This is a genomic window from Streptomyces sp. NPDC097981, assembly GCF_040302565.1.
GTDB lineage: Bacteria > Actinomycetota > Actinomycetes > Streptomycetales > Streptomycetaceae > Streptomyces.
The window spans coordinates 235,611-258,376 of record NZ_JBEORW010000003.1; the positions used below are offsets into that span (position 1 = coordinate 235,611).

The following is a 22,766-nucleotide window of genomic DNA, read 5'->3' on the forward strand; positions in this document are numbered from 1 at the left end:
CCGACGAGGACGCGGGCCCGCCCGGCGCGTTCCCCGCCGGCCAGGCGACCCCGCGGGCGGCCGCCTCATGAGCGCCCCCCTGACCGGGTTCACCGTCACCTCGGCCACCCTGAGCGCCCTCGCCTCCACCGAACCCTCCGCGGACGGCACCCGCCTGGTCCGCGACGTCCGCCGCTCCAAGCGGCTCGTCCTGCTGCGCGGGGTGCTCGACGCCGCCCCCGGCGGACGGTCCGGCGAGTCCGCCGAGCACTGGGCGCTGCTGGAAGAGGCCGAACGGCACGACCCCGACGCCGTGCGCGACGTACTGCACTACCCGGCCACCGGGGTGTGGGCCGAGGAGACCCTGCGCCGGCTGCACGCCCCGTACGGGCCCCCGGCCGACCTCGGTCACCTCGGGGCCCTCGCCGTCGCCGCGGCCCTGCGCTCCGGAATCGCCTTCAAGGCGACCCTGCGGCCCGTCCACGGCCGGCTCGTCCTGCCCACCCTCGGGCTGCTGCGCCCCGCCCGGCCCGGCCCGTTCTCCCTCACCTCGTGCTCCTGGGACCCCGACGACCCCGCCACCCTCGCCCTGCACACCCTCCCCGACGGCCGTACCGCCCTCGACGACCTCGACCCCTACCGGGCGCCCGGCCCCGCCCACCCGGCGCCCGTCCGGCCCGCCCGCCGGCTCACCCCCAAGGGCCACAAGCGCTGGGACACCCAGTGGTCCGGCGCCCTCACCCTGCTCGACCGGTACGACTCCGCCCGGGCCGAGGAGATCGGCCTGCTGCTGCGCTCCGTCGTCCCGCTGGGCGGCGGCTCCCGCTCAAGCGGTGCCACCCTGCCCGCGGCCGCCGGGTCCGTCCTCGCCCGCACCCAGGCCCCGCCCGCACTGGCCGCGACCCTCGTCCACGAGGTCCAGCACGGCAAGCTCGCCGCCCTCGCCGACGTCCTGACCCTGCACACCGCCGACCGCACGCCCCGCCACTGGGCCCCCTGGCGCAGCGACCCCCGCCCGTTGGAGGGACTCCTGCACGGCGCGTACGCCCACCTGGCCCTCGCCGGGTACTGGCAGCGCGCCGCCCTCTACGGGGCCCGCGGCGCCTGGGCCCAGCACGCCCGGATCCGGGCCCAGGTCGCCGCCGTCCTCCCTGCACTCCACCGGTGCCCCGAACTCACCACCGCCGGGCGGCAGTTCACCGCGGCCATGGCCGCCGCCGAACGGGCCATGGACGAGCTGCCGCCGCCCGGCGACCAGCACGCCGTCGCCCGCCGCGCCGTCGACCTGGAACGCCGCGCCTGGTGCGCACGGCACCCCGAACTCGCCCCGTTCGCGCAGGGCTGACGGGCCGTCCGCTGCGGTACCTTTTCAACCCCGTCCATCGCCCGGATTCCAGGGAGACGGCCGCATGACCACCGGACTTCGCCAGGAACGAGACCGCGACGGAGCCGCGCAGCCACAGCGCTTCGTCATCAGCTTCGCGGGGTTCAACCGGCCCTGGGCCGTGTGGATCGCCCACCGCCTGGAGGAGCACGGCCACCGGGTCGCCCTCGCGCGCTGGGACCCGCAGTCCAGCCCCGGCCTCGCCCCGGCCCTCGACGACCTGGCCCGCAGCGGCAGCCGGGTCCTGCTCATCCTCAGCGAGCGCTACTTCTCCGCCGGAACCCACACCGACGAGGAGTGGAACACCGCGCTGCGCACCGTCACCGACAGCCATCCCGACCGGTTCGCGGCCGTCTGCCTCACCGACGCCCCGCTGCCCAGCGCCGTCGCCGTGCTGGAGAAGACCGACCTGTGGGGCCTGGACGCGTACGAGGCGGAGTACCGGGTGCTGCGCCGGCTCGAACTGCCCACCGACCGGATCGGCGCCGACTCCGGCCGCCGCGGTCCCCGCTTCCCCAACGACCCGCCCGAGATCTGGGGCCGGGTCCCGCGCCGCAACCCGCGCTTCACCGGCCGCAACGACGTCATCGGCAGGCTGCGCGCGGCCCTCGTCGACGCCCCGCCCGGCGCGTCGACCGTCACCCTGCTGGGGCTGTCCGGGGTGGGCAAGACGCAGGTCGCCACCGAATACGCGTACCGCTTCGCCTCCGAGTACGACGTGGTGTGGTGGGTCCCGGCCGGGGACCGGCCCACCCTGCGCGAGCGGCTCGCCGAACTGGCCCCGGCGATGGGCCTGCCGCGCGGCGCCGGCAGCTACGGCGAGCAGATCCGGTCCGTCCTGGAGGCGCTGCGGCGCGGATCCCCGTACAGCCGCTGGCTGCTGGTCTTCGACGGCTGCGACAACCCCGACGACCTCACCGACCTGCTGCCGTCCGGCGCGGGCGACGTCATCATCACCTCCCGCAACCGCGAATGGGCCTCCCGGCACACCAGCCTCGTCGAAGTCCCGCTGTACGCCCGGCCCGAGTCCGTCACCTTCATCCGCCGCCGGGCCCGCCGGCTCACCGGCGAGGAGGCCGACCAGCTCGCCGAGGCCCTGGAGGACTACCCCCTCGCCCTCGACCAGACCGCCGGCTGGCTCGCCGACTCCCCGCTGACGGTGGGCGACTACCTGGGCCTGCTCCAGCGCCGACTGGACTCCCGGGAGGCCGTCACCGTCTCCGACGACTACCCGCTGCCCTTTCCCACCGCCCTCGCGATACTGCTGAACAACGTCCGGGAGAACTTTCCTGACGCGCTCGCCCTGCTGCGGCTGTTCGTGTTCTTCGCCCCCGGGCCGGTGCCGCTGCGGCTGCTGCGCGAGTTCCCCGCCGACGACGTGCCCGAGCAGCTCGCCGGGCTGATCAACGACCAGATCCGGTGGAACGCCGCCCTCAACAAGCTCGTCCAGTTCTCCGTCGTCCGCCTCGAATACTCCGACCTGTCGGTGGAGGAGGGCGGCGGCCTGGAGACGGTGCAGCTGCACCGCATGGTGCACGGGATCGTCCGCGAGAACCTTTCCGAGGAGGAGGCCGAGCCGCTCTCCCGCGCCGTCCGGCAGGTCCTGGCCGCCGCCGACCCGGGCCGGCCCTCCGATTCCCGGCTGTGGCCCCGCTACGCCGAGCTGATCCCGCATCTGGAGACCGCCGGCGTGCTGACCAGCAGCAACCCGCGGATCCAGACCTTCCTGCTGCACTGCCTGCGCTACCTGATCCTCGCCGGCGAGTACCGCACCTGCCTGCGGCTCGCCGAACAGACCGACGCGGTGTGGCGCACGATGCTCGGCGACCACCACGACCAGGTCCGCGAGCTCAGCTACCACTACGGCGGAGCCCTGCGGATGCTCGGGCACTTCAAGCGCGCCGAGATCCTCGCCAAATCGGTCGCCGACCGGATGCTCGCCGAACGGGGCGACCGGGACCTGGAGACCCTGCGCGCCACCAGCACGTACGCCGGGGTGCTGCTCGCCACCGCCAAGTTCGAGCAGGCCCGCGAACTGCTGGAGCACGCCTTCGCGCGCTACCGCGAGCTCCTCGGCGAGGACGACTCCACCACCCTCAACGCCGAGAACAACGTCGCCGTCGCGCTCCGGCTGCTGGGCCGCTACCAGGAGGCCTACGACGCCGACCTCGACACCCTGCGCCGCCGCGAACGTGTCCTGCGCGTACGGCACATCGCCACGCTTTCCTCCGGCATCGGCTGCGCGATGGGGCTGCGCCTGATGGGCCGCTACCGCGAAGCCCTCGCCCGGCAGGAACAGGGCCTCAAGCTCAACTCCCAGGTGCTGGGCGTCAACCACCCCCAGACCCTGCGCGCCGAGCACAACCTCGGCATGTGCCTGCGCCGCTCCGGGGACATCCCCGGCGCCGGGGCCAGGCTGCGCAGCGTCCTGGAGCGCTCCACCCGGGTCTTCGGCGCCGAGTTCCCCTGGACGCTGATGGTGGCCTCGGACTACGCCACCTACCTGCGGGAGTACGGGGACATCGGCGAGGCCCGCCGGATTTCCGAGGAGGTCGTCCGCGGCTACCAGACGCAGCTCGGGCTGGCCCACCCGTACAGCATCGGTACGGTCGGCAACCTCGGCCTCGTCCTGCGCGCACAGGGCGAACGGGTCGAGGCCCTCAACCTGGCGGAACAGGCCCTGGTCGGCATGCGCGGCGCGGTCGGCGACCGCCACCCGTGGACCCTGGGCTGCGCCCTGAACGCCACCGGCCACCGCAACATCACGGGCCGCCTCGCGGACGCCCTGGACCTGAGCCGCGAAACCCTCCGCGGCTGCGAACAGGTCCTGGGCCCGGACCACCCGATGACCCTGAGCGCCCAGATCGCCCTGGCGGCGGACCTCCGCTCGGTCCGCGAGGACGTGGAGGCCCAGAAACACGAGGACGCGGGAATCAAGGCCCTGACCCGCACCCTGGGCCCCCAACACGTCCACACGGTCTCGGCCCGCCAGCAGAACCGCCCGTACTGGGACTTCGAGCCGCAGCCGTAGCCGGCGGACGCGGTACGCCTGGGTTGCGTCCGGCGCCCGGTCTCGTGGCGGCACTGGCCATGAGGCCGGGCGGCGGGATTCTCAGCCGTCGTTCGATGTGACGACGGCGCTGGAGTTATCCCGATTGCTCGGCCGTAATATGAGGCGGAGACGATTTTCGGAGACCCCGGTGGTGGTCACTTGAGCTGGATGCTGGCTCCGAAAATGTTGCCGACCTCCGCGCATTCCTTGACGTCGTCCCGGCTGAAATAAGGAGTGCTGGCGGCGCCGGTCAGTCCTTTCGCGGTCGAAGTGCAGTACCAGTGCTGCGGCCCCTTGTACTCCACCTTGTAAACCGTGCTCTTTCCTGCCGCTATGTTTCCCGAGCACTTCACTGCGACGTCCGTGTGGACGCAGACGTTCGCGATGGTTGCCGAGAAGTTGCTGAGGCGGAAGGCCGCGAGCGGTGCCGCCTGGCTCGCAGGTGCGGTCACGACCATTCCCGCGCTGACAGCTGCCACCATCCCGGCGACCGTTGCCAGCCTGGTGGTCCGCTTGACGGTTCGAGACGCGTTTCCTCCAGTTGCGGTGATTCTGTGCTGCGACATGTGAATGGACCGGCCTGTGAGTGCGTGAGAGGCGCATCGGCGGAGCTCTGGCTAATCGGCGCATTGATCCGTAAATCCCTGAGGCTGAAACTCGCCGTCGCCGTTGTCTCGATCCTGGCGGTTCGGGGGCGGTCGTCAGACCTCGCACCGGTGCTGTTCGGCCTGCCGTGCGAGCTCGCTGCGCTCCCGGCGGGCCGTGTCCGCCTCCTCGCGTACCGTGTCGAGTCGCTCCTCCAGCTGGGCGACCCGCTCGCGGTAGCGCTCCAGCTCGGCCCGTACGAACGCCACGTCCGCCACCTGCTGCGCGGCCTCCTGGCGGATCTTGTCCGCCTCCTCCTCGAACCGGTGCTTGGCCACGTCCAGTTGGGCGACGGCCATGTCCGCGGCCTCCTCCGCCAGTGCGGTGCGCTGTTCGGCGTCCAGGGTCCGCTGGGCCGCGGCCTGGGTCACGGTCCGGATGCGTTCCTCGGCGGCGGCCGAGTCCGTGATGATGGCCAGTTCCTCGATGTAGCCCGGCAGGTCCGTGGACAGCTGGGAGATGAGTGCCACGAGGTCGGCGCGAGGGCCGGATCCGTCCATGCCCGACATCGCGGCTTCCACAGCGGCTTCCATCGCGGACTCCATCGTCCGCTCGATGGGAAGGGCGTCCGCGGCGGGCGCCGTCCTGGCCGCCTTCTTGGCCTCGGCCGCCTGGCGCTTCTCGTCCTTGCGCTGCTGCCGCTTGGCCCGGAACTTGCGGAACGCGCCCAGCGCGTTGTGGTCGGGGTGAGCGCAGTACCGGGGCTCGGGGTTGCCGGGCGTCGGCGCCTCGGGGTGGTTGGTGCACTCCGGGTAAGCGCAGAGGGGAAGCGTCTCGACCATCATTTTTCCGCCTTCTCACGAAATTTCGGGCTTCCCCAGAGTCGAATCGGCATCGGGTGCGGCTTGCGCCGACCGGTCGCACTCGGGGATGTACGAACACGCTAGAGGCAACAGGGGACTTGTGGGCGTCCCAAGAGGGTGCGTCAGAAATCGGTAAGATCATCGGCTGGCCCGGGCCTTCCGGCTGTGGGGGTGCCGACTTCGGGGTGCGGCATCCCGTCATCCCGGATCAGGGAGGGCTCGGGGGTTTCCCGTCAGTCCCATCGTCCTTCCGGTGCGGGCCGGCCCGTCAAGGGCGCTCCCTGCGGTCGCGTCGCTCCGCGATGGCCTGCGGCCACCCTTGACCGACCGTCCCACCCCGGAAAGACAAGGACTGCCGGGAAACCCCCAAAAGAACGGCACGGGTCAGAGGGCCATGAGCGGGCAGTTCAGGGATCGGCTGCCCGGTTCCCGGGGGCAGCATCCGCTCAAGGGCCACCACCCCGGCCCGTCAGGATGCGGGCCCGACCCGGGCAGATCCCCGCCCGGGGCACATCGCCATGGGCTTCCGGGTCGGTGGCGGCTCTACCCGCACGAAACAGCGACCAGCAGCCCATCAGGAGTCACTGATCGCATCCGATCGCTACGCGCTCCTCGTCGACGGCGTCCGACGGCCGTCCGGGGCTGGGCGCCCCAAGGGTGCGTGAGCGGATGGCCATCCATGGTGTCAGGCCTTCTCGCCGAGGGCGTTCCGCAGCCAGTCCAACGGTCCTTGTGCGAGCAGTTCGTCGGCCAGTCGCCGCCCTGTACCGGTCGTGAGCCGGGCCCGGCTGCTGTCGATCCACCGCTGCGCGTTCTCGTGGCCCTGGGCCTTGTACTCGATGCCCTGGAGCATGCACTCCAGCTTGTCCGCGTCACGCGCGCAGATCGCCTCGGGTGAGTCTTTCGCCTCGTACTCGGCGACCAGCTCCCGGATCGCCGAGGCAAGCACGTCGGGCATGCCCGCGGTCTGGTCGGCGGTCACGGCCTGCGGGTCGCCGGCCGGCGCGTACTTCTTCCCGAGGTGGTTGACGTCCCCGGTCCGGGTCTCCTGGGTGTCGTGCCACACGGCGAGGAACGCGGCACGGGCGGGATCGGCGCCCTCCAGCTTCGCGATGACCGACGCGATCAGCGACGTCCGCCACGAGTGCTCGGCGACGCTCTCGGGGGTGTTGACGCCGGCCATCCACCAACCGGTACGGCGGCTGTGCTTGAGCGTGCCCGCCTCGTAGAGGAAGCGCGCCACCGCGGACAGATCGTCAGCCACTGTCTCTCCTTCTCACGTCTCGACGCACACGCCGAGGCCGTTGCGCCATCCAAAACGGCATGGGCCGTTGGACCGGGAAGGGGATTCTGGCGTGTGCCGGTACCGTTCAAGTGTCGAGTCTGAACGGGAGCCAGCATGCACTCTCTACCGAACGACCACACCGGCGCGCGCATGAAGCGCCTGCGCCTCGAACGCCACCTCACCCAGCAGGCCGTATCGGATCTGTCCCAGGTCCCGTACAGCACCTACACCAAGACCGAACAGGGCGTCATCCCGGCCAGCCCGCACCTGATCGCCGCGGTGGCCCGCGCACTTCGGGTGTCCGTCGACACGATCACCGGACAGCCGTACGCCACCGAACTCCGGGCCGACGAGCTGGACATCCTGATCCGGCCGATCCGCGAGGCCCTCGATGTGTACGATCTCGGCGCCGACCCGGACATCACCCCGAGAGTGCACCGGCTCCTCACCGACGACGCCGAGGCCCTCCTCGTCGCGGTCCGGGCCGGGGAGATCAAGCAAACCGCCAGCCAGCTCCCCGGACTCATCCAAGAGGCGACCACGGCCGCCCACGCGGCGCCTGGCCGGGACCGGTGGCTGCTGCTGGCCAGCCTGTACCGCACCGCCTACGACGTCGCCAGCAAGCTCGGCTACTACGACCTCGCCGCACTGGCCCTCGCCCGCATGGACTGGGCGGCCGAGCGGGGCTCGGACGCGGTGTTCGGCGGCATGTACCGGTACATGCGCGCCCTCACCTACCTCAGGGACGGCGAGTACCGCACCGGGGAGCGCCTGGTGGACCTCGGACTGCGCACCCTGACGCAGGCGGACCCGTCCCGGGAACGGGATGTCGTCACGGGGCAGCTGCACCTTGGCGCAGCGGTGATGGCCGGCCGGTCGAAGGACGGAGGCCGGGCCGAGGGCCACCTCGCCGAAGCGGAGCGGATCGCGGTGGGCACGGGCGAGGCCGTCAGTACGCACTGGCTTGCGTTCGGACCGACAAACGTTGCGGTACACCGCGTCAGCGTGCTCGCGGAGCTCGACGAGTACGGGCGGGCCGCGCAGACGGGCCGCAGCGTGACGATCCCGGCCGACTGGCCCAAGTCCCGCCGGTCGCACCACTACGCAGAGCTGGCCCGGGCACAGATGTGGACGGGGGACCTCGACGGGTCGTTCCAGAACCTGTTGAACGCGAGAAAGTCCGCGCCGCAACAGGCCCGGTACCACCAGACGGTCCGCGAGACCTACGCGGGCCTGGAGGCGGCCCGCCGCCAACTCCCCGACTCCTTCCTGTCGTACGGGTCCTGGCTGGGCGCATAGCGCTGTGCGAAGCCTTGGCCCCGACTATCAATATGTCGTGATAGTCGGGGCCTTGTCGTGCTCCCACACTCGTCTCACCACCCGCAGACGAGGCAGGGAGTGAGACCCCCGTGATGCATGAAGCAGTACCCCGCCCCTTCGAGGAGGTCCCTCACGCACTGCTCCACCGGCGGGTGCGGGATATCGCGTCCGGCGTCGAAGGGGAGCTCATGGCGGTGGTCCGGGAGGACGTCTCCGATACACCGGCTCGTCAGCACTGGGTGGAGCTGGCGTACGTGCGGGGCCCCTCCGGCCGGGAGATCTCCGCGGCCGTGGCCAACATCGAGGCCGTGTAGTGGAGGCTGCCGACCTGTTCCCGCGGCTGCCGGTCCCCCCCCGGGTGACTGCACCGAGTGCGCCGCGCACGTCCTGGCCCGTTTCCAGGCCCACGTGGAGCGCGACCGCTCGCGCGTCAGTGACATGAACGTCCTGATCCTGCGCCACCACCCCGAGCTGCGGGGCCGCTGAGCCGACACGCTCTCCCTCTGCCAAGACCCAACCGGCGGTCGAGCAGGCCCAGAAGCCGATGCCAGCCGTGATCGCGGCCCGGCCCGAGCAGGAACCGCTCACCCCGTCCGCCCGTCATGTACACGGGGGTTGTCAGAGACCCAACACCTTTTACGCTCTTCACCACCGAGGTCCGAGGAGATCCATGGTCGACACCGTCAACTCACTGGCCGCCCGTGTTCACGAACTGCTGGTGGAGGTCATGACCAATGGTCCCGCCGCGGTGGGCACCGCGGGCTTCCACGACGTCGTCGTGCGCGCCACGGCGCTCGGTCCCGACGGCACCTGGCTCGTCGCCGCGGGCCACGCGAGCCTCGGCGTCCTGGCCGTCCTGCGCGGAGAGGCGGACCAGGCGATCTTCCACCTCGACGCCGCGGTGGCAGCCGGTTACAACGACTGCGTGGCGCTCCACGTCGCCCCCATACGTCCGCTGCACGACGATCCCCGCTTCCGGGCCCTGTACCAGCGGATGCGCATCACCCAGGCCGACCTCGACGAGTTCTTCTGGCTGCACCAGGAAATGCAGCTCATGTCGCAGGACGCCCAGACAGCGGCCGTCGACAACATCGGCCGCCTCGACACCGGGGTGTCGCCGCTCCCGCAGGCCCCCATGCCGACCCGGGAACCGAACACCCCCGGCGTCCTGATCACCCGCATCGATCTCGCCGCGGTCCAGACCGCACTCCAACAGGCCGCCCTGAAAGCGGAGTTCCAGCGCAGCTCCGGCAATACCAGCCTCAGTCTCATCGACGACTCGTGGGACTACGACCGTGCCAGGCGCGACGCCTGGCACGCCGACGGGCTGGATTCCCAGCGCCTGCGGGCCGCCGAGGCCCGTGCTTTCGTCGAACGCCCCGGCGCCGGCACCATGCTCATTCCCTGCCCGCCGCTGGGCTCGATTGCATACCCGGTTTGAGGAGGACCGCACCCGCACGTTGGCCGGTGAGGCCACAGAGACCGCGCCCCCGCCGGCCGGCGGGGGCGCGGTGGCAGGCACTCAGGCTCGGGTCAGCCAGCCTTCTTCAAGACCGCCCAGAACGAACCCGTTCTCGAAGCGCACCCTGTATCTGATCTGAGCGCCGACTCCGGCGCCGAACCCTCCGTGCCGGGTGATCTGCTGACGGAGGTTGTCGATCACGCCGGCCGTGAAGCCATCGAACTGGACGCCGCCGACTCGCCGTTCGAATTCCGCGAGCCCGTCCTGGGCCATGCCGCCGGCTTCCTCTGCCGAGCCCGTGACGATGCCCTCCAAGCCCTCGGCCAGGCACAGCGGACCGGGGAAGCCGATCCTGGCCGCCGTGTCGTTCGCGGTGAGCTGCACATCCCTGGTCAGCTTCACCTTCGCGCCGGTCTCGTACGGCATGGGTGTGCCCCCCTCGTTCGATCTTGGCCGTGACCATGGCAAGCGTAGTCGGGATGCCGTGGAAGGAATGGGCGTCCGGCAAGATCAGGAGCCCCACGTCTCGCCGGGCACGGCCCTTCGTATCGGCCTCGGCCTGCGACTGCTCGGAGATCCGCTTCCAAGTCAGGCCCGGCTTCTTGCCTACCGGCAACAACGGCTCCAACCGTTTCTCCATCTGGCCTGCATAGCCACCGGTTGCGCCGGCCCCGCCCAGCCGCGCGGGCGGTTCATCATCGGCTCGTGCCGGGTTGACTGACGCCAGGTCACCTCAGCCGCGTAGCGATCCGTGGCGGCTTATGTCCAGCCCAGGACGGGGGTCGGACGCCGTCGGCGAGGAGCGCGTAGCGATCGGATGCGACCGGTGGCTCCCGATGCGCTGCTGGTCGCTGTTTCGTGCGGGTAGGGCTGCCACCGGCCCGGGGCCCGCCTGCTTGTGGGCCCCGGGCGCGAGTCTGCCCGATGCCCGAGCCTCCGACGCCGGCCTGCCGGGCGGTGGTGCTTGGCCGGCTGCCGCCCCGGGGACCGGGCAGCCGCTCCCTGATCTCCCCGCTCATGGCCCTCTGACCCGTGCCGCTCTTTTGGGGGCTTCCCGGCAGTCCTTGTCTTTCCGGGGTGGGACGGTCGGTCAAGGGTGGCCGCAGGCCATCGCGGAGCGACGCGACCGCAGGGAGCGCCCTTGACGGGCCGGCCCGCACCGGAAGGACGATGGGACTGACGGGAAACCCCCAAGCCCTCCCTGATCCGGGGTGATCGGGTGCCGCCCTCCGGGAGCCACCGCCCTCGCGGCCGACCCGGCTCAGCGGAATGCCGCTGCTCGCGACCCCGTACGGCGTTTCACCGCGCCCATCCTCGCCGCCGCAAGCGAAGCCCCGCGAACAGCCGGGAACGCGGGCCATGAGAGACACGGGCAAGGCCCCGAGCCGGCGGAGCCCCCCGGACAGCCGGGAACGCGGGCCATGAGAGACACGGGCAAGGCCCCGAGCCGGCGGAGCCCCCCGGACAGCCGGAAGGCCCGGCCCCCAATGGGACCGGGCCTTCCAACTGCTCAGCTCAGCGCAGCGACTAGGCCTCGAAGACCTCGTTGATCAGCTGCTGCTGCTCCGCCTGGTGGCGCTTGGCGGAGCCCACCGCGGGGGACGAGCCGTGCGGGCGCGAGATGCGCCGCAGGCGCTCGCCCGCCGGGACGTCCGCGCCGACCGCCAGGTCGAGGTGGTCGATCAGGTTCAGCGCGATGAACGGCCACGCACCCTGGTTCGCCGGCTCCTCCTGCGCCCAGATGTACTTGGCCGCGTTCGGGAACTTGGCGATCTCCGCCTGGATCTCGGCACCCGCCAGCGGGTACAGCCGCTCGATGCGGATGATCGCGGTGTCCGTGATGCCGCGCTTCTCCCGCTCGGCCTCCAGGTCGTAGTAGACCTTGCCCGCGCAGAAGACGACCTTGCGGACCGCGTTCGGGTCCACCGTGGTGTCGCCGATGACCGGACGGAACGAACCGCTCGTGAACTCCTCCGCCTTCGACGCCGCAGCCTTCAGACGCAGCATCGACTTCGGGGTGAAGACGATGAGCGGCTTGTGGTGCGGGTTGTGGACCTGCCAGCGCAGCAGGTGGAAGTAGTTCGACGGCAGGGTCGGCATGGCGACCGTCATGTTGTCCTGCGCGCACATCTGGAGGAAGCGCTCGGGACGCGCGGACGAGTGGTCCGGGCCCTGGCCCTCGTAGCCGTGCGGCAGCAGCAGCGTGACGCCGGAGGTCTGGCCCCACTTCTGCTCAGCCGAGGAGATGAACTCGTCGACGACGGTCTGCGCACCGTTGACGAAGTCACCGAACTGGGCCTCCCAGAGGACCAGCGCGTCCGGGCGGGCCAGCGAGTAGCCGTACTCGAAGCCCATGGCCGCGTACTCGGAGAGCAGCGAGTCGTAGACGTTGTAGCGGGCCTGCTCGTCCGAGAGGTACTGCAGCGGGGTGTAGTCCTCGCCGGTCTCCCGGTCGATGAGCACCGCGTGGCGCTGGCCGAACGTGCCGCGGCGGGAGTCCTGGCCGGACAGCCGGACCGGGGTGCCCTCCATCAGCAGCGAGCCGAAGGCGAGGGTCTCGCCCATGCCCCAGTCGATGGTGCCGTCGTCGATCATCGCGGCACGGCGCTGCAGCTGCGGCAGCAGACGCGGGTGCACGGTGACGTGCTCGGGGATGTTGACCTGGGACTCGGCGATCCGCTTGACGGCGTCCTGCGAGATGGCGGTGTTCACCGTGACCGGGAACTCCTGCGCGGTCTGCGCGGGCGGCACCGGGGCGCCGGCGGGCTGCGTGGCGGCCTCGCGGACCTCCGCGAAGACCTTCTCCAGCTGGCCCTGGAAGTCCTGGAGCGCCTGCTCCGCCTCTTCCAGCGTGATGTCGCCGCGACCGATGAGGGACTCGGTGTACAGCTTGCGCACCGAGCGCTTCTTGTCGATCAGGTCGTACATCAGCGGCTGCGTGAACGCCGGGTTGTCCGACTCGTTGTGACCGCGGCGGCGGTAGCAGATGAGGTCGATGACGACGTCCTTGTTGAACGCCTGGCGGAACTCGAAGGCGAGCCGCGCGATGCGGACCACGGCCTCCGGGTCGTCGCCGTTCACGTGGAAGATCGGCGCCTCGATCATGCGGGCCACGTCGGTCGCGTACATCGACGAACGCGAGGACTCCGGGGCGGCGGTGAAGCCGACCTGGTTGTTGATCACGACGTGGACGGTGCCGCCGGTGCGGTAGCCGCGCAGCTGCGACATGTTCAGCGTCTCGGCGACGACACCCTGGCCGGCGAAGGCCGCGTCACCGTGCAGGGCGACGGGCAGGACGGTGAAGTCCGTGCCGCCCTTGTTGATGACGTCCTGCTTGGCGCGGACGACGCCCTCCAGGACCGGGTCGACGGCCTCCAGGTGCGAGGGGTTGGCGACGAGCGAGACCTTGATCTGCTCCCCGTCCAGGCCCGTGAAGGTGCCCTCGGCGCCCAGGTGGTACTTGACGTCGCCGGAGCCGTGCATGGACTTCGGGTCGAGGTTGCCCTCGAACTCGCGGAAGATCTGCGCGTACGACTTGCCGACGATGTTGGCGAGGACGTTCAGGCGGCCGCGGTGGGCCATGCCGATCGCGACCTCGTCGAGGCGGGCCTCGGCGGCCGAGTCGATGACGGCGTCGAGCAGCGGGATGACGGACTCGCCGCCCTCCAGGGAGAACCGCTTCTGGCCGACGTACTTCGTCTGCAGGAAGGTCTCGAAGGCCTCCGCCGCGTTCAGGCGGCGCAGGATGCGCAGCTGCTCCTCGCGCTCCGGCTTGGAGTGCGGGCGCTCGATGCGGTCCTGGATCCAGCGGCGCTGCTTCGGGTCCTGGATGTGCATGAACTCGACGCCGGTGGTGCGGCAGTACGAGTCGCGCAGCACGCCGAGGATGTCGCGGAGCTTCATCATCGACTTGCCGGAGAAGCCGCCGACCGCGAACTCGCGCTCCAGGTCCCACAGGGTGAGGCCGTGCTCGGTGATGTCGAGGTCGGGGTGCTTGCGCTGCTTGTACTCCAGCGGGTCGGTGTCGGCCATGACGTGGCCGCGGACCCGGTAGGAGTGGATCAGCTCGAAGACGCGGGCGGCCTTCGTGACGTCGTCGTCGTGCGAGGCGTCGATGTCCCGGAACCAGCGGACCGGCTCGTACGGGATGCGCAGGGCCTCGAAGACGTCGTCGTAGAAGCCGTTCTCGCCGAGGAGGAAGTTCGCGACGATGCGCAGGAACTCGCCGGAGGCCGCGCCCTGGATGACCCGGTGGTCGTAGGTCGAGGTCAGGGTCATGACCTTGGAGATGCCCAGCTTGTTCAGGGTGTCCTGGGAGGTGCCCTGGAACTCGGCCGGGTAGTCCATCGAGCCGACGCCCATGATGACGGACTGACCGGGCATCAGGCGGGGCACGGAGTGGACGGTGCCCAGGCCGCCGGGGTTGGTCAGCGAGACGGTGACGCCGGTGAAGTCGTCCATCGTCAGCTTGCCGACGCGGGCGCGGCGGACGATGTCCTCGTACGCCTGCCAGAACTCGAAGAAGTTGAGGGTCTCGGCCTTCTTGATGCCGGCGACGACGAGCTGGCGGTCGCCGTTGGGCTTCACCAGGTCGATGGCGAGGCCGAAGTTCACGTGGTCGGGCTTGACCAGGGTGGGCTTGCCGTCCTTCTCCGCGAAGGAGTAGTTCATCGACGGCATGGCCTTGATCGCCTGCACCATCGCGTAGCCGATCAGGTGCGTGAAGGAGATCTTCCCGCCCCGGGCGCGCTTCAGGTGGTTGTTGATGACGATGCGGTTGTCGAACAGCAGCTTCACCGGGACGGCGCGGACGGACGTGGCCGTCGGCACATCGAGGGAGGCGTTCATGTTCTTGGCGACCGCAGCGGCGGGGCCGCGGAGCGTCACCAGCTCGGGGCCCGCCGGGGCCTCGGTGGCGGGCGCGGCCTTCTGGGCGGCGACGGGGGCGGCGGCGGCCGGGGCGGCGGCCTGGGCCTGGGAGGTGACAGTCACAGCAGGGGCACCAGAGGGGGTGGCAGGAGCAGGGGCAGGAGCTGACACAGGTGTGGGCGCGGCGGCAGGAGAGGGCGCGGCGGCGCTCGCCGCCCCCGTGGCGGCGGCGTCGGAGACCTGCGGGGCTGCGGCGACGGCAGGGGCGGCCTGTGCGGAGGCGCCGTCCGTCGTCGGGGATTTCTTGGGCTCTTCCGGCTTCACCGGAGACACAGTGCCCCCCGGCTTGTAGTCGGCGAAGAAGTCCCACCAGGCCCGGTCGACCGAATTCGGGTCCTGGAGGTACTGCTGATAGATCTCGTCGACGAGCCACTCGTTGGCACCGAAGCCTGAGGCAGGGGTCTTCCCGCCCTCTGCTGCTTCGGTCGTGGTGCTCGGGTTACTGGGGGACTGTGGCGACACGGCGGCAACCGCCCTCTTCCGCTTCACAAGGTATGGACAGCGGGAATAAAGGCTACGCCTCCCGCGGCGCTGGATGCAGACCGGGCGGGACTTCCGTCACGTAGGTCACACCGAACGGCGGGTTTCGCCGCTCTGAATGGCGGGAAACCAGCCTGGTTCGGGTAGGCGGCAGCGTGGTTGCGGCCCCCATGGCTTCGCACCCCTGACGGACCCCGGGCACATGTGGCCGAGATCATGTCCTACGCACTCGAACCCTACGTCAATGCGGCGCCTGCGAACTGCCCGGAAGCGTGACAAGGATGCGGCAGCCGCGTGACGATTCGGCCACTCCGATGTGCCCTCCGTGCAGGCCGACGGCCCAGCGGGCGATCGCGAGCCCCAGTCCGGTGCCACCGTCGCCGCCGTTCGCGCTGCCCCGGTTGAACCGCTCGAAGACCCGGTGCCGCTCGGACTCCGGGATGCCGGGGCCTTCGTCCCGTACCTCCAGCGCCAGGCTTCCGGGCGCGTCGCCGCCCCGGGCGCGGACCGTGACCCGGCCGTGCGGCGGGCTGTGCTTGACCGCGTTGTCGATCAGGTTCGCCACCACCTGGTGCAGGCGTTCGGCGTCCGCGTACGCGGTGAGCTCGGGCGGGAACACGTCCAGGTGCAGGTGCACGTCGTTGCGGGTGTGCCCGCCCGACCCGGAGAGCAGCCCCGGCCGGCCGGCGGCCGCGAGGCCGGACTCCTTCAGGACCCCCGACAGGTACGGCCACACCTCGAAGCGGCGGGCCTTCAGCGGGACCACGCCGTTGTCCACCCGGGACAGGTCCAGCAGGGTCTCCACGAGCCGCCCCAGGCGCTCGGTCTGCTTCAGCATCGTCCGCATGGTCTCCGGATCGGCCTCGGAGACCCCGTCCACCACGTTCTCCAGCACCGCGCGGAGCGCCGCGATCGGCGTGCGCAGCTCGTGCGAGACGTTGGCGACCAGCTCCTTGCGGTGCCGGTCCACCGCCTCCAGGTCGTCCGCCATCAGGTTGATCGTGGAGGCCAGGTCACCCAGCTCGTCGCGGCGCCCGGCCCCGCGCACCCGGCGCGTGTAGTCCCCGTGGGATATCGCCCGGGCCACCCGGGTCATGTCGTCCAGCGGCGCCGTCAGGCTGTGTGCCACGAACTGGGTGATCAGCATCGAGGCGATCACCGAGAACACCGTGATGAAGCGCAGCTCGGTGTCCGTGCGCAGGGCGACCATCAGCAGGCCGGTCGTGATGAAGACCGACACCACGACGAGCGTGCCCAGCTTGGTCTTGATCGAGAACGGCGAGAAGGGCCGCAGCCCTCCCGGCGGGCGCCCGCCGCTCACGCCTGGGCCGGGGTCTCCAGGGCGTACCCGACGCCGTGGACCGTACGGATCCGCTCCGCCCCGATCTTCCGGCGCAGGGCCTTGATGTGGCTGTCGACCGTACGGGTCCCGGACGCGTCGGCCCAGTCCCACACCTCGGCGAGCAGCTGCTCGCGCGAGAGCACCGCCCGCGGGGTCCCGGCCAGGCACACCAGCAGGTCGAACTCGGTCGGCGTGAGGTGCACGTCCTCGGTCTGCACCCGGACCCGGCGCTGGGCGTGGTCGATCTCCAGGTCGCCGAGGCGCAGGGTGGCCCCGCGCGGGGCGGTGGCGGCCAGGGTGGCCCGCTCCACTCGCCGCAGCAGGACGTGGACCCGGGCGGCGAGCTCGCGCATAGAGAACGGCTTCGTCATGTAGTCGTCCGCGCCGACCCCGAGTCCGACCAGCATGTCGGTCTCGTCGTCGCGCGCGGTGAGCATCAGCACCGGCACCGGCCGCTGTGCCTGGACCCGGCGGCAGACTTCGAGGCCGTCGAAGCCGGGCAGCATGACGTCGAGGACCAGCAGCTCGGGCTGCCAGCTCTCGGCCGCCGCCACGGCGGCCGGGCCGTCGAACGCGGCCTGTACCTGGAAGCCCTCGGCGCGCAGCCGGGCCGCGATGGCGTCGGCGATCGTGCGGTCGTCCTCGACCACGAGCACGCGCCGCTGAGCGCCTGGGGTGGCCGCGGCGCCGCTATGGGTGGTGTGTGTCTGTTCCATGTCCCGCCCCTGAAGATCCGCGTGGTAGGGGTGCAGCGTAGAGGAGGCACCGGCCTGCGGCTATGCGGGGTTCAGACAGGGAAACCAGCGGAAGCAGTGATTCCGATTATGGCGGGAATGGGGATATGGGCGGTGATGCCGGGTGGCCGTCCCTTCACTGCACGGCCACCCGGTGCGCAGTGATCATCGGCCACCGCGTGCTTTTGTCGACCCCCTACAGAGGCAGCCCGTGTCCGTGGGGGAACACGGCCGACGCGCGGCGGTGGGCCTAGTGTTCGAACGGGGGCAGTGCGTCCAGCACGTTCTGCAGGCGCGGCGTCAGCGACCCCTGGTCGGCGGCCACCTCGTAGCCGCCGTGCACGAAGACGTAGGAGTACCCGTCGAAGACCGTCGGGCCGCTCGTCGGGATCCGCGGCAGGTGCGCGAAGTCCGCGTCCCCGAGCGCGGCGCGCAACTTCGTCACCCCGTCCGGTGACAGCTTCCCGGAGCCCGCCGGCTTGGCCTGCCCGTCCAGCCGGGTCCACGAACCGTCGCCCTTGACCAGCAGGCTGCTCGTCGTCCCGGCGAAACCGCCGCTGCGGGTGACCGTGACCAGGCGTTCCAGCGCCGAGGAGGGCCCCGGCGGGAGGGGCGCGGCCGAGGCCGTCGGCGTGCTCGTCGGCTTCCCCGTCGGAGCGCCGCTCACGCTCGACGCCGGTCCGGGAGACGGCTGCGCCGAAGCGGACGCCGTACCGGCGCCACCGGACGAGGGGCTCGCGGCCGGCTTGTCGTCCGATCCGCCGTTCCCCGGGCCGCACCCGCCCAGGACCGCCACACTCAGCAGTACCGCCGCCACCGCTCGGAACGCGCGCACACCCACCCCCGGAGGTTTTCGGGCCGACCCCGAGTATGGAGTCGGCACCACCCCTGCGGAAAGCACCGGGAGGACGACATCCGCCGCATCGCCGCCTGGCGCTGGCTGCCGCCGCTGCTCGCCGCCCTCCTCGGCCTCCGGGGGCTGCGCCGCGGCGGCAGCATGTGGCGCGACGAGTCCGTCACCTGGCAGGTGGCGCACCGGCCGCTCGGCGCGATCTGGGAGCTGCTCGGCCAGGTCGACGCCGTGCACGGGCTGTACTACCTGCTGATGCACGCGGTGTTCCAGGCGTGGGACGGCGGCGGGCCGGCGACCGGCGGCCTGTGGGCGCTGCGCCTGCCCTCCGTCGCCGCCACCGCCCTCGCGGCCGCCGGGGTGGCGGCCGTCGCCCACCGGCTCGCGGGGGAGCGGGCCGCACTGTGCTCCGGCGCGGTCTACGCCGTGCTGCCGCCCGTGCAGATGTACGCCCAGGAGGGCCGCTCGTACGCCCTCGTCGCGGCGGCCGTGGTGTGGGCGACGTACCTGATGCTGCGCGAGCGGTGGGTCGCGTACACCGCGGTCCTGCTCCTGGGCTGCTGGCTGCACGAGTTCGCGGCACTGGCCCTGCTCGCGCACGCCTTCTGCGCGGGGCGCTCGCGCGGCTGGCGCCTGAGCGCGGCGGTGGTGGCGGTCCTGCTGGTGCCGCTGGCCGTGGCGAGCGTGCGGCAGGCGGAGCTGCAACTGGGCTGGCTCGGGCGGCCCGGCTGGCAGGACTGGGCGGCGTACGGGGTGGTCGCGGCGGCCTCGCTGCTGCTCGCGCGGGGGGCCGGACGGGAGCTCGTACGGGTGGCCCTGCCGCTGGTGCTGCTGCCGCCCGGGCTGCTGATGACGGTCTCGCTCGTGAACCCCTGGTACGTCGACCGGTACGTGCTCTACGCGCTGGCCGGGCTCGCCCTGCTCGCCGGGACCCGGCTGGCGGCGGCGCGGGGGTGGCGGCCGTGGGTGATGGTGGCCGCGCTGCTGGTGCCGTTCGGGTGGTGGTCGGTCTGGCTGCGCACCCCCGAGAGCCGCAAGGACGACGTGCTCGCGGTGGCCGCCGCGGTCCGGGAACGGGCCCGGCCGGGGGATGCGGTGCTGTTCATGCCGTCGCGGCGGCGCGAGTGGCTGCTGTCCTCGCCGCAGGTGTACGGGAAACTGCGAGACCTGGCCCTGGACCGCACCCCGACGGCTTCGCACAGCCTCTGGGGCACGGAGCTGCCGCCGGAGCGGATCCGGGCCCGCCTGGTGGACGCCCCCCGGGTGGTGGCCCTGATGGACCCCGCTGACGAGCCGCTGGACCCGTACCCCCGGGAGGCGGTCAAACGCCAGGCGCTGGCCTCGTACTTCGACCTGTGCTCGGTGGACGCGGTCCGGGGGGCCCGGATCGCGGTGTACGCGCGGCCGGGGCACTGCCCGTAAGGCGCAGCCCTTTCGCATTCGCTCCACCGGCGTGCCCGCGCGGGTCTGCCGTTCTTCCCGCCTCCGGGCGGCGCCACGGGCCGATTACACCGCCCGGGCCGCCCGCCGGACACGGAAGTCCTGCATGTAGAAGACCTTGTCGTAGCGGCGGTCCCCGACGGCGACGAAGTCGCGCAGGCGCCCGTACTCGGTGAAGCCCAGTGAGCGGTAGAGCCCCAGGGCGTGGGTGTTGTCGCCGCGGGCGTCCAGGGTGAGGACCTCGATGCCCGCGGAGCGGGCGTCCCCGATCAGGGCTGCGGTGAGCGCCCGGCCGATGCCGCGGCCGTGGGAGGCGGAGTCGACCGCGACCTTCTCCAGATCGGCGTGCGGCCTGTGCGTCGGCCGGGCGTAGCGCCGCCAGTAGCCCAGCCCCACGACGCCGCCGCCCAGGTGGGCGACGCGCAGGGCCGCATCCCCGGACCGGGCCGCCGCCAGCACGTCGTCGAGCAGCTGCGCGACCTCGTCCGGCGAGGGCGGTTCGACCCAGCCGAGGGCGGCGCCGCCGGCGACCAGGTCCGCCAGGATCCGGTGCACCGGTTCCGGGTCGGGGGTCCACTCGCGGGCATCCAGGACGGTGATCGTTTCCGGCTCCATGGCCGCACCCTAGCGGCCCGGGGGGCGCGGCTTGCAAGCCGGTGCTACGAAATCGTATAGTCCGGAATCGTGAACTCCGAAACCGTGCCATCCGGGTGGTCCGCCCTGCTGGCGCTCCAGCGGGCCACCCACGCCACCCTCCAGCTGCTCGCCGCGGAGCTGGTCGACCTGGACCTGACCGCATCCGAGATCAATGCGCTGGCCAACCTCGCCGACGGCCGCGGGCGCACCGTGTCCGAACTGGGGGCGGCCGTGGGTACCCGGCCCACCACGCTGACCAGCGTGCTCGACCGCCTGGAACGGCGCGGCCACATCACCCGGGGCACCCGCCCCGGAGACCGCAGGGCGGTGCTCATCGAGCTCACCGCCTCCGGACAGGTGGCCGCAGCCACGATCCGCCGGGCCGTCGCCGACCTGGAGCAGCGCGCTCTGGGCGGGCTGCCCGCCGACGCGATCGCCGGTCTGCGCGCCGGCCTGGAAGCACTGACGGAGGTGTCCCCGTGACCGGGACGAAGGCCGACGACACCGGGCCCGCGTTCGAGGCGCTGATGGCCGAAGTGATGGCGACCGCCGAGCGGTTCGGCCACCGGGAGCACGTGCACCTGACGTGGCTGGCCGTGCGGCGGTGCGGCGTGCCCGCAGCGGTGGGCCTGGTCAGCGACGGGATCCAGCGCACCGCGCGCTACGCGGGTGCACCCCAGAAGTACCACGCCACCGTCAGCCGCGCCTGGGTGGAACTGGTCGGACACCATGTGGCCGAAGCCGGTGAGGCCGGTGGGAGCGACTTCGCCGCGTTCGCCGGCCACCACCCCGCGCTGCTGGACAAGCGCCTGCTGACCCGGTTCTACCGTCCGGCGACGCTCGCCGGAGCAGAGGCGAAGAACGGCTGGGTCGAGCCCGACCTCGCCCCGTTCCCCCGGTAGGCGGATCCCCGCGAACTCCCCTCCCGGCACAAGGCTTTGCCGGGGTGGCCGGCCCCCCGTAGGAGGATGTGCGGCGGGCCGCTCTCCCCCGTGGCCCGCCGACTCCTGCGGAGGTGCCGTATGACCCTGTCCCGCCCTGCCGAAGCCGCCGACGCGGCCCTGCCCGGACCGCTGGTCGGGGCGGACTGGCTGGCCGGCCGCCTCGGCGAGCGGGGCCTCGTCGTGTTCGACGCCTCCGTCGGCGCCCACCGCGGCGCGGCCCGGCGGATCCCCGGCGCGCGGCCCTTCGACCTCGACGGCGCCCTGTCCGACCACGACGCCCCGGCCCCGCACACCATGCCCGGGGCGGCCAGGTTCGAGGAGGCGATACGCGCGCTCGGCGTCGACGACGCCAGCACCGTCGTCGTCTACGACGGCGCCGGCATCTACTCCAGCGCGCGGGCCTGGTGGATGCTGCGCGCCATGGGCTTCGGCCGGGCCGCCGTCCTGGACGGCGGATTGCCCGCCTGGACCGCCGCCGGACTGCCCGTCGAGGAGTGCGGTCCCGCGTACGAGGGCCCGCGCGGCTCCTTCACCGCCCGGCCGCGGACCGGGCTGCTGGTGGACTCCGCCGCCGTCGGGGCGGCCCTCGCCGACCCGGCGGCGGTCGTACTGGACGCCCGTACGCGCGAACGCTTCACCGGCACGGCCCCGGAACCGCGCCCGGGGCTGCGCGGGGGCCACATGCCGGGCGCGGTGAACCTGCCGTTCGGGGACCTCCAGAAGGACGGCGGCCTGATGCGGCCCGCCGGGGAACTGCGCGAGGCCTTCGCCGCGCTGACCGGTGACCGGGAGCAGCTGTACTTCAGCTGCGGCTCGGGTGTCACGGCGTGCGTCCTGGCCCTGGGCGCCACGCTGGCCGGGTACTCCTCCCTGGCCGTGTACGACGGCTCGTGGACGGACTGGGCCATGCGCCCGGAGCTGCCTGCGGTGACGGGCCGGCGCGCGCAGTTCTTCGGAGTGTCCGAGGACCGGTTCACCGGGCCCACGACGGGCGACGAGCGGGTCATGCTCGCCGACGTCCTGGGAGCGCAGCGCGCAACGCTGGAGCTGAAGTGCGCGGGCCTGGAGGCGGGGCCCCTGTCCCTGCGGTCGGTGGAGCCGTCCACGCTCTCGCTGCTCGGCCTGGTCCGGCACCTCGCCGACGTGGAGCGCCGCTGGTTCCGCCAGGTCCTGGCCGGGCAGGAGGTGCCGGCCCTGTTCTCGTCGGAGGCGGACCCCGACGGCGACTTCGACGGGGCGGTGTCCGGCCCGGGAGCCGTTGCGGCGGCCTGGGAGGCCTGGCGGGGCGAGGTGGCCTTCGCGGAGTCGTTCACGGCCGCCGCGCCCGACCTGGACGTGGAGGGCGAGGACGAGGCGTGGCGGGGGAAGGTGTCGCTGCGCTGGGTGCTGATCCACATGATCGAGGAGTACGCACGCCACAACGGTCACGCGGACCTGCTGCGCGAGCGGATCGACGGGGCGGTCGGCATCTGAGGAGGGGG

At 72.0% G+C, this 22,766-nt stretch carries 18 protein-coding genes and 1 pseudogene; 10 read left to right on the forward strand and 9 right to left on the reverse strand.

The genetic code is table 11. The features are described from left to right. The first annotated feature begins 67 nt into the window (after positions 1 to 67). Positions 68 to 1,324 (forward strand): HEXXH motif domain-containing protein, encoded by a 1,257-nt coding sequence (locus ABTY04_RS04415; RefSeq protein ID WP_352211784.1) that lies wholly within the window; start codon positions 68 to 70, stop codon positions 1,322 to 1,324. Positions 1,325 to 1,388: 64 nt separating this feature from the next. Continuing rightward, positions 1,389 to 4,394: an FxSxx-COOH system tetratricopeptide repeat protein gene (gene fxsT / locus ABTY04_RS04420; protein WP_352211785.1), complete on the forward strand. Its 3,006-nt coding sequence runs from the start codon at positions 1,389 to 1,391 to the stop codon at positions 4,392 to 4,394. 176 nt (positions 4,395 to 4,570) lie between these two features. Here the strand turns inward: fxsT and ABTY04_RS04425 are convergent, their stop codons facing one another. The 3 genes from ABTY04_RS04425 to ABTY04_RS04435 form a co-directional block, all read right to left on the reverse strand. Beyond that, positions 4,571 to 4,897, reverse strand: a complete 327-nt coding sequence (locus ABTY04_RS04425; RefSeq protein WP_352211786.1) for a hypothetical protein — start codon at positions 4,895 to 4,897, stop codon at positions 4,571 to 4,573. A 219-nt stretch (positions 4,898 to 5,116) separates the two neighbouring features. Beyond that, positions 5,117 to 5,845 (reverse strand): hypothetical protein, encoded by a 729-nt coding sequence (locus tag ABTY04_RS04430; RefSeq protein ID WP_352211787.1) that lies wholly within the window; start codon positions 5,843 to 5,845, stop codon positions 5,117 to 5,119. A 703-nt stretch (positions 5,846 to 6,548) separates the two neighbouring features. Further along, the gene (locus ABTY04_RS04435) at positions 6,549 to 7,127 is read right to left on the reverse strand and encodes an HD domain-containing protein (RefSeq protein ID WP_352211788.1); all 579 of its coding nucleotides are present in this window, start codon (positions 7,125 to 7,127) and stop codon (positions 6,549 to 6,551) included. 135 nt (positions 7,128 to 7,262) lie between these two features. Between ABTY04_RS04435 and ABTY04_RS04440 the strand changes: the two genes are divergently transcribed. From ABTY04_RS04440 to ABTY04_RS04450, 3 genes are all read left to right on the forward strand, one after another. After that, entirely contained in the window at positions 7,263 to 8,447 is a 1,185-nt protein-coding gene (locus ABTY04_RS04440; protein WP_352211789.1) for a helix-turn-helix domain-containing protein, read from the forward strand. A 113-nt stretch (positions 8,448 to 8,560) separates the two neighbouring features. Continuing rightward, complete coding sequence (locus ABTY04_RS04445) at positions 8,561 to 8,782, forward strand: hypothetical protein (protein WP_352211881.1); 222 nt, start codon at positions 8,561 to 8,563, stop codon at positions 8,780 to 8,782. A gap of 356 nt (positions 8,783 to 9,138) precedes the next feature. Continuing rightward, positions 9,139 to 9,909 (forward strand): hypothetical protein, encoded by a 771-nt coding sequence (locus ABTY04_RS04450; RefSeq protein ID WP_352211790.1) that lies wholly within the window; start codon positions 9,139 to 9,141, stop codon positions 9,907 to 9,909. A gap of 81 nt (positions 9,910 to 9,990) precedes the next feature. Here the strand turns inward: ABTY04_RS04450 and ABTY04_RS04455 are convergent, their stop codons facing one another. The 5 genes from ABTY04_RS04455 to ABTY04_RS04475 all read right to left on the reverse strand — a co-directional run bounded on the left by ABTY04_RS04455 (position 9,991) and on the right by ABTY04_RS04475 (position 18,082). Beyond that, the gene (locus tag ABTY04_RS04455) at positions 9,991 to 10,356 is read right to left on the reverse strand and encodes a hypothetical protein (protein WP_352211791.1); all 366 of its coding nucleotides are present in this window, start codon (positions 10,354 to 10,356) and stop codon (positions 9,991 to 9,993) included. Between the two features lie 1,101 nt (positions 10,357 to 11,457). Next, positions 11,458 to 15,321 (reverse strand): multifunctional oxoglutarate decarboxylase/oxoglutarate dehydrogenase thiamine pyrophosphate-binding subunit/dihydrolipoyllysine-residue succinyltransferase subunit, encoded by a 3,864-nt coding sequence (locus ABTY04_RS04460; RefSeq protein ID WP_352211792.1) that lies wholly within the window; start codon positions 15,319 to 15,321, stop codon positions 11,458 to 11,460. Between the two features lie 259 nt (positions 15,322 to 15,580). Next, a complete protein-coding gene (locus ABTY04_RS04465) occupies positions 15,581 to 16,660 on the reverse strand; it encodes a HAMP domain-containing sensor histidine kinase (RefSeq protein WP_352211793.1) in 1,080 nt (359 codons plus the stop codon). Continuing rightward, positions 16,657 to 17,397: a response regulator transcription factor gene (locus ABTY04_RS04470; RefSeq protein WP_352211794.1), complete on the reverse strand. Its 741-nt coding sequence runs from the start codon at positions 17,395 to 17,397 to the stop codon at positions 16,657 to 16,659. Before ABTY04_RS04470 ends, ABTY04_RS04465 begins: the two co-directional genes overlap by 4 nt. A gap of 268 nt (positions 17,398 to 17,665) precedes the next feature. Then, on the reverse strand, positions 17,666 to 18,082 hold the full coding sequence (locus ABTY04_RS04475) for a hypothetical protein (protein WP_352211795.1): 417 nt from the start codon (positions 18,080 to 18,082) through the stop codon (positions 17,666 to 17,668). Positions 18,083 to 18,412: 330 nt separating this feature from the next. Between ABTY04_RS04475 and ABTY04_RS04480 the strand changes: the two genes are divergently transcribed. After that, a complete protein-coding gene (locus ABTY04_RS04480; protein ID WP_352211796.1) occupies positions 18,413 to 19,687 on the forward strand; it encodes a glycosyltransferase family protein in 1,275 nt (424 codons plus the stop codon). An 84-nt stretch (positions 19,688 to 19,771) separates the two neighbouring features. On the opposite strand, the gene ABTY04_RS04485 is transcribed toward ABTY04_RS04480, so the two are convergent. Next, entirely contained in the window at positions 19,772 to 20,320 is a 549-nt protein-coding gene (locus ABTY04_RS04485) for a GNAT family N-acetyltransferase (RefSeq protein ID WP_352211797.1), read from the reverse strand. Between the two features lie 69 nt (positions 20,321 to 20,389). Between ABTY04_RS04485 and ABTY04_RS04490 the strand changes: the two genes are divergently transcribed. The 4 genes and pseudogenes from ABTY04_RS04490 to ABTY04_RS04505 all read left to right on the forward strand — a co-directional run bounded on the left by ABTY04_RS04490 (position 20,390) and on the right by ABTY04_RS04505 (position 22,758). Continuing rightward, positions 20,390 to 20,824 carry a MarR family winged helix-turn-helix transcriptional regulator gene (locus ABTY04_RS04490; protein ID WP_352211798.1) on the forward strand — a complete coding sequence of 145 codons (435 nt, stop codon included), beginning with the start codon at positions 20,390 to 20,392 and terminating at the stop codon, positions 20,822 to 20,824. Continuing rightward, positions 20,821 to 21,243 carry a hypothetical protein gene (locus tag ABTY04_RS04495; protein WP_352211799.1) on the forward strand — a complete coding sequence of 141 codons (423 nt, stop codon included), beginning with the start codon at positions 20,821 to 20,823 and terminating at the stop codon, positions 21,241 to 21,243. Before ABTY04_RS04490 ends, ABTY04_RS04495 begins: the two co-directional genes overlap by 4 nt. 120 nt (positions 21,244 to 21,363) lie before the next feature. Beyond that, positions 21,364 to 22,221 (forward strand): annotated as a pseudogene (locus ABTY04_RS04500) (sulfurtransferase); the annotation flags it as partial. Beyond that, entirely contained in the window at positions 22,204 to 22,758 is a 555-nt protein-coding gene (locus ABTY04_RS04505; RefSeq protein ID WP_502996558.1) for a DinB family protein, read from the forward strand. The pseudogene ABTY04_RS04500 and the gene ABTY04_RS04505, both read left to right, overlap by 18 nt. Positions 22,759 to 22,766 lie beyond the last annotated feature (8 nt).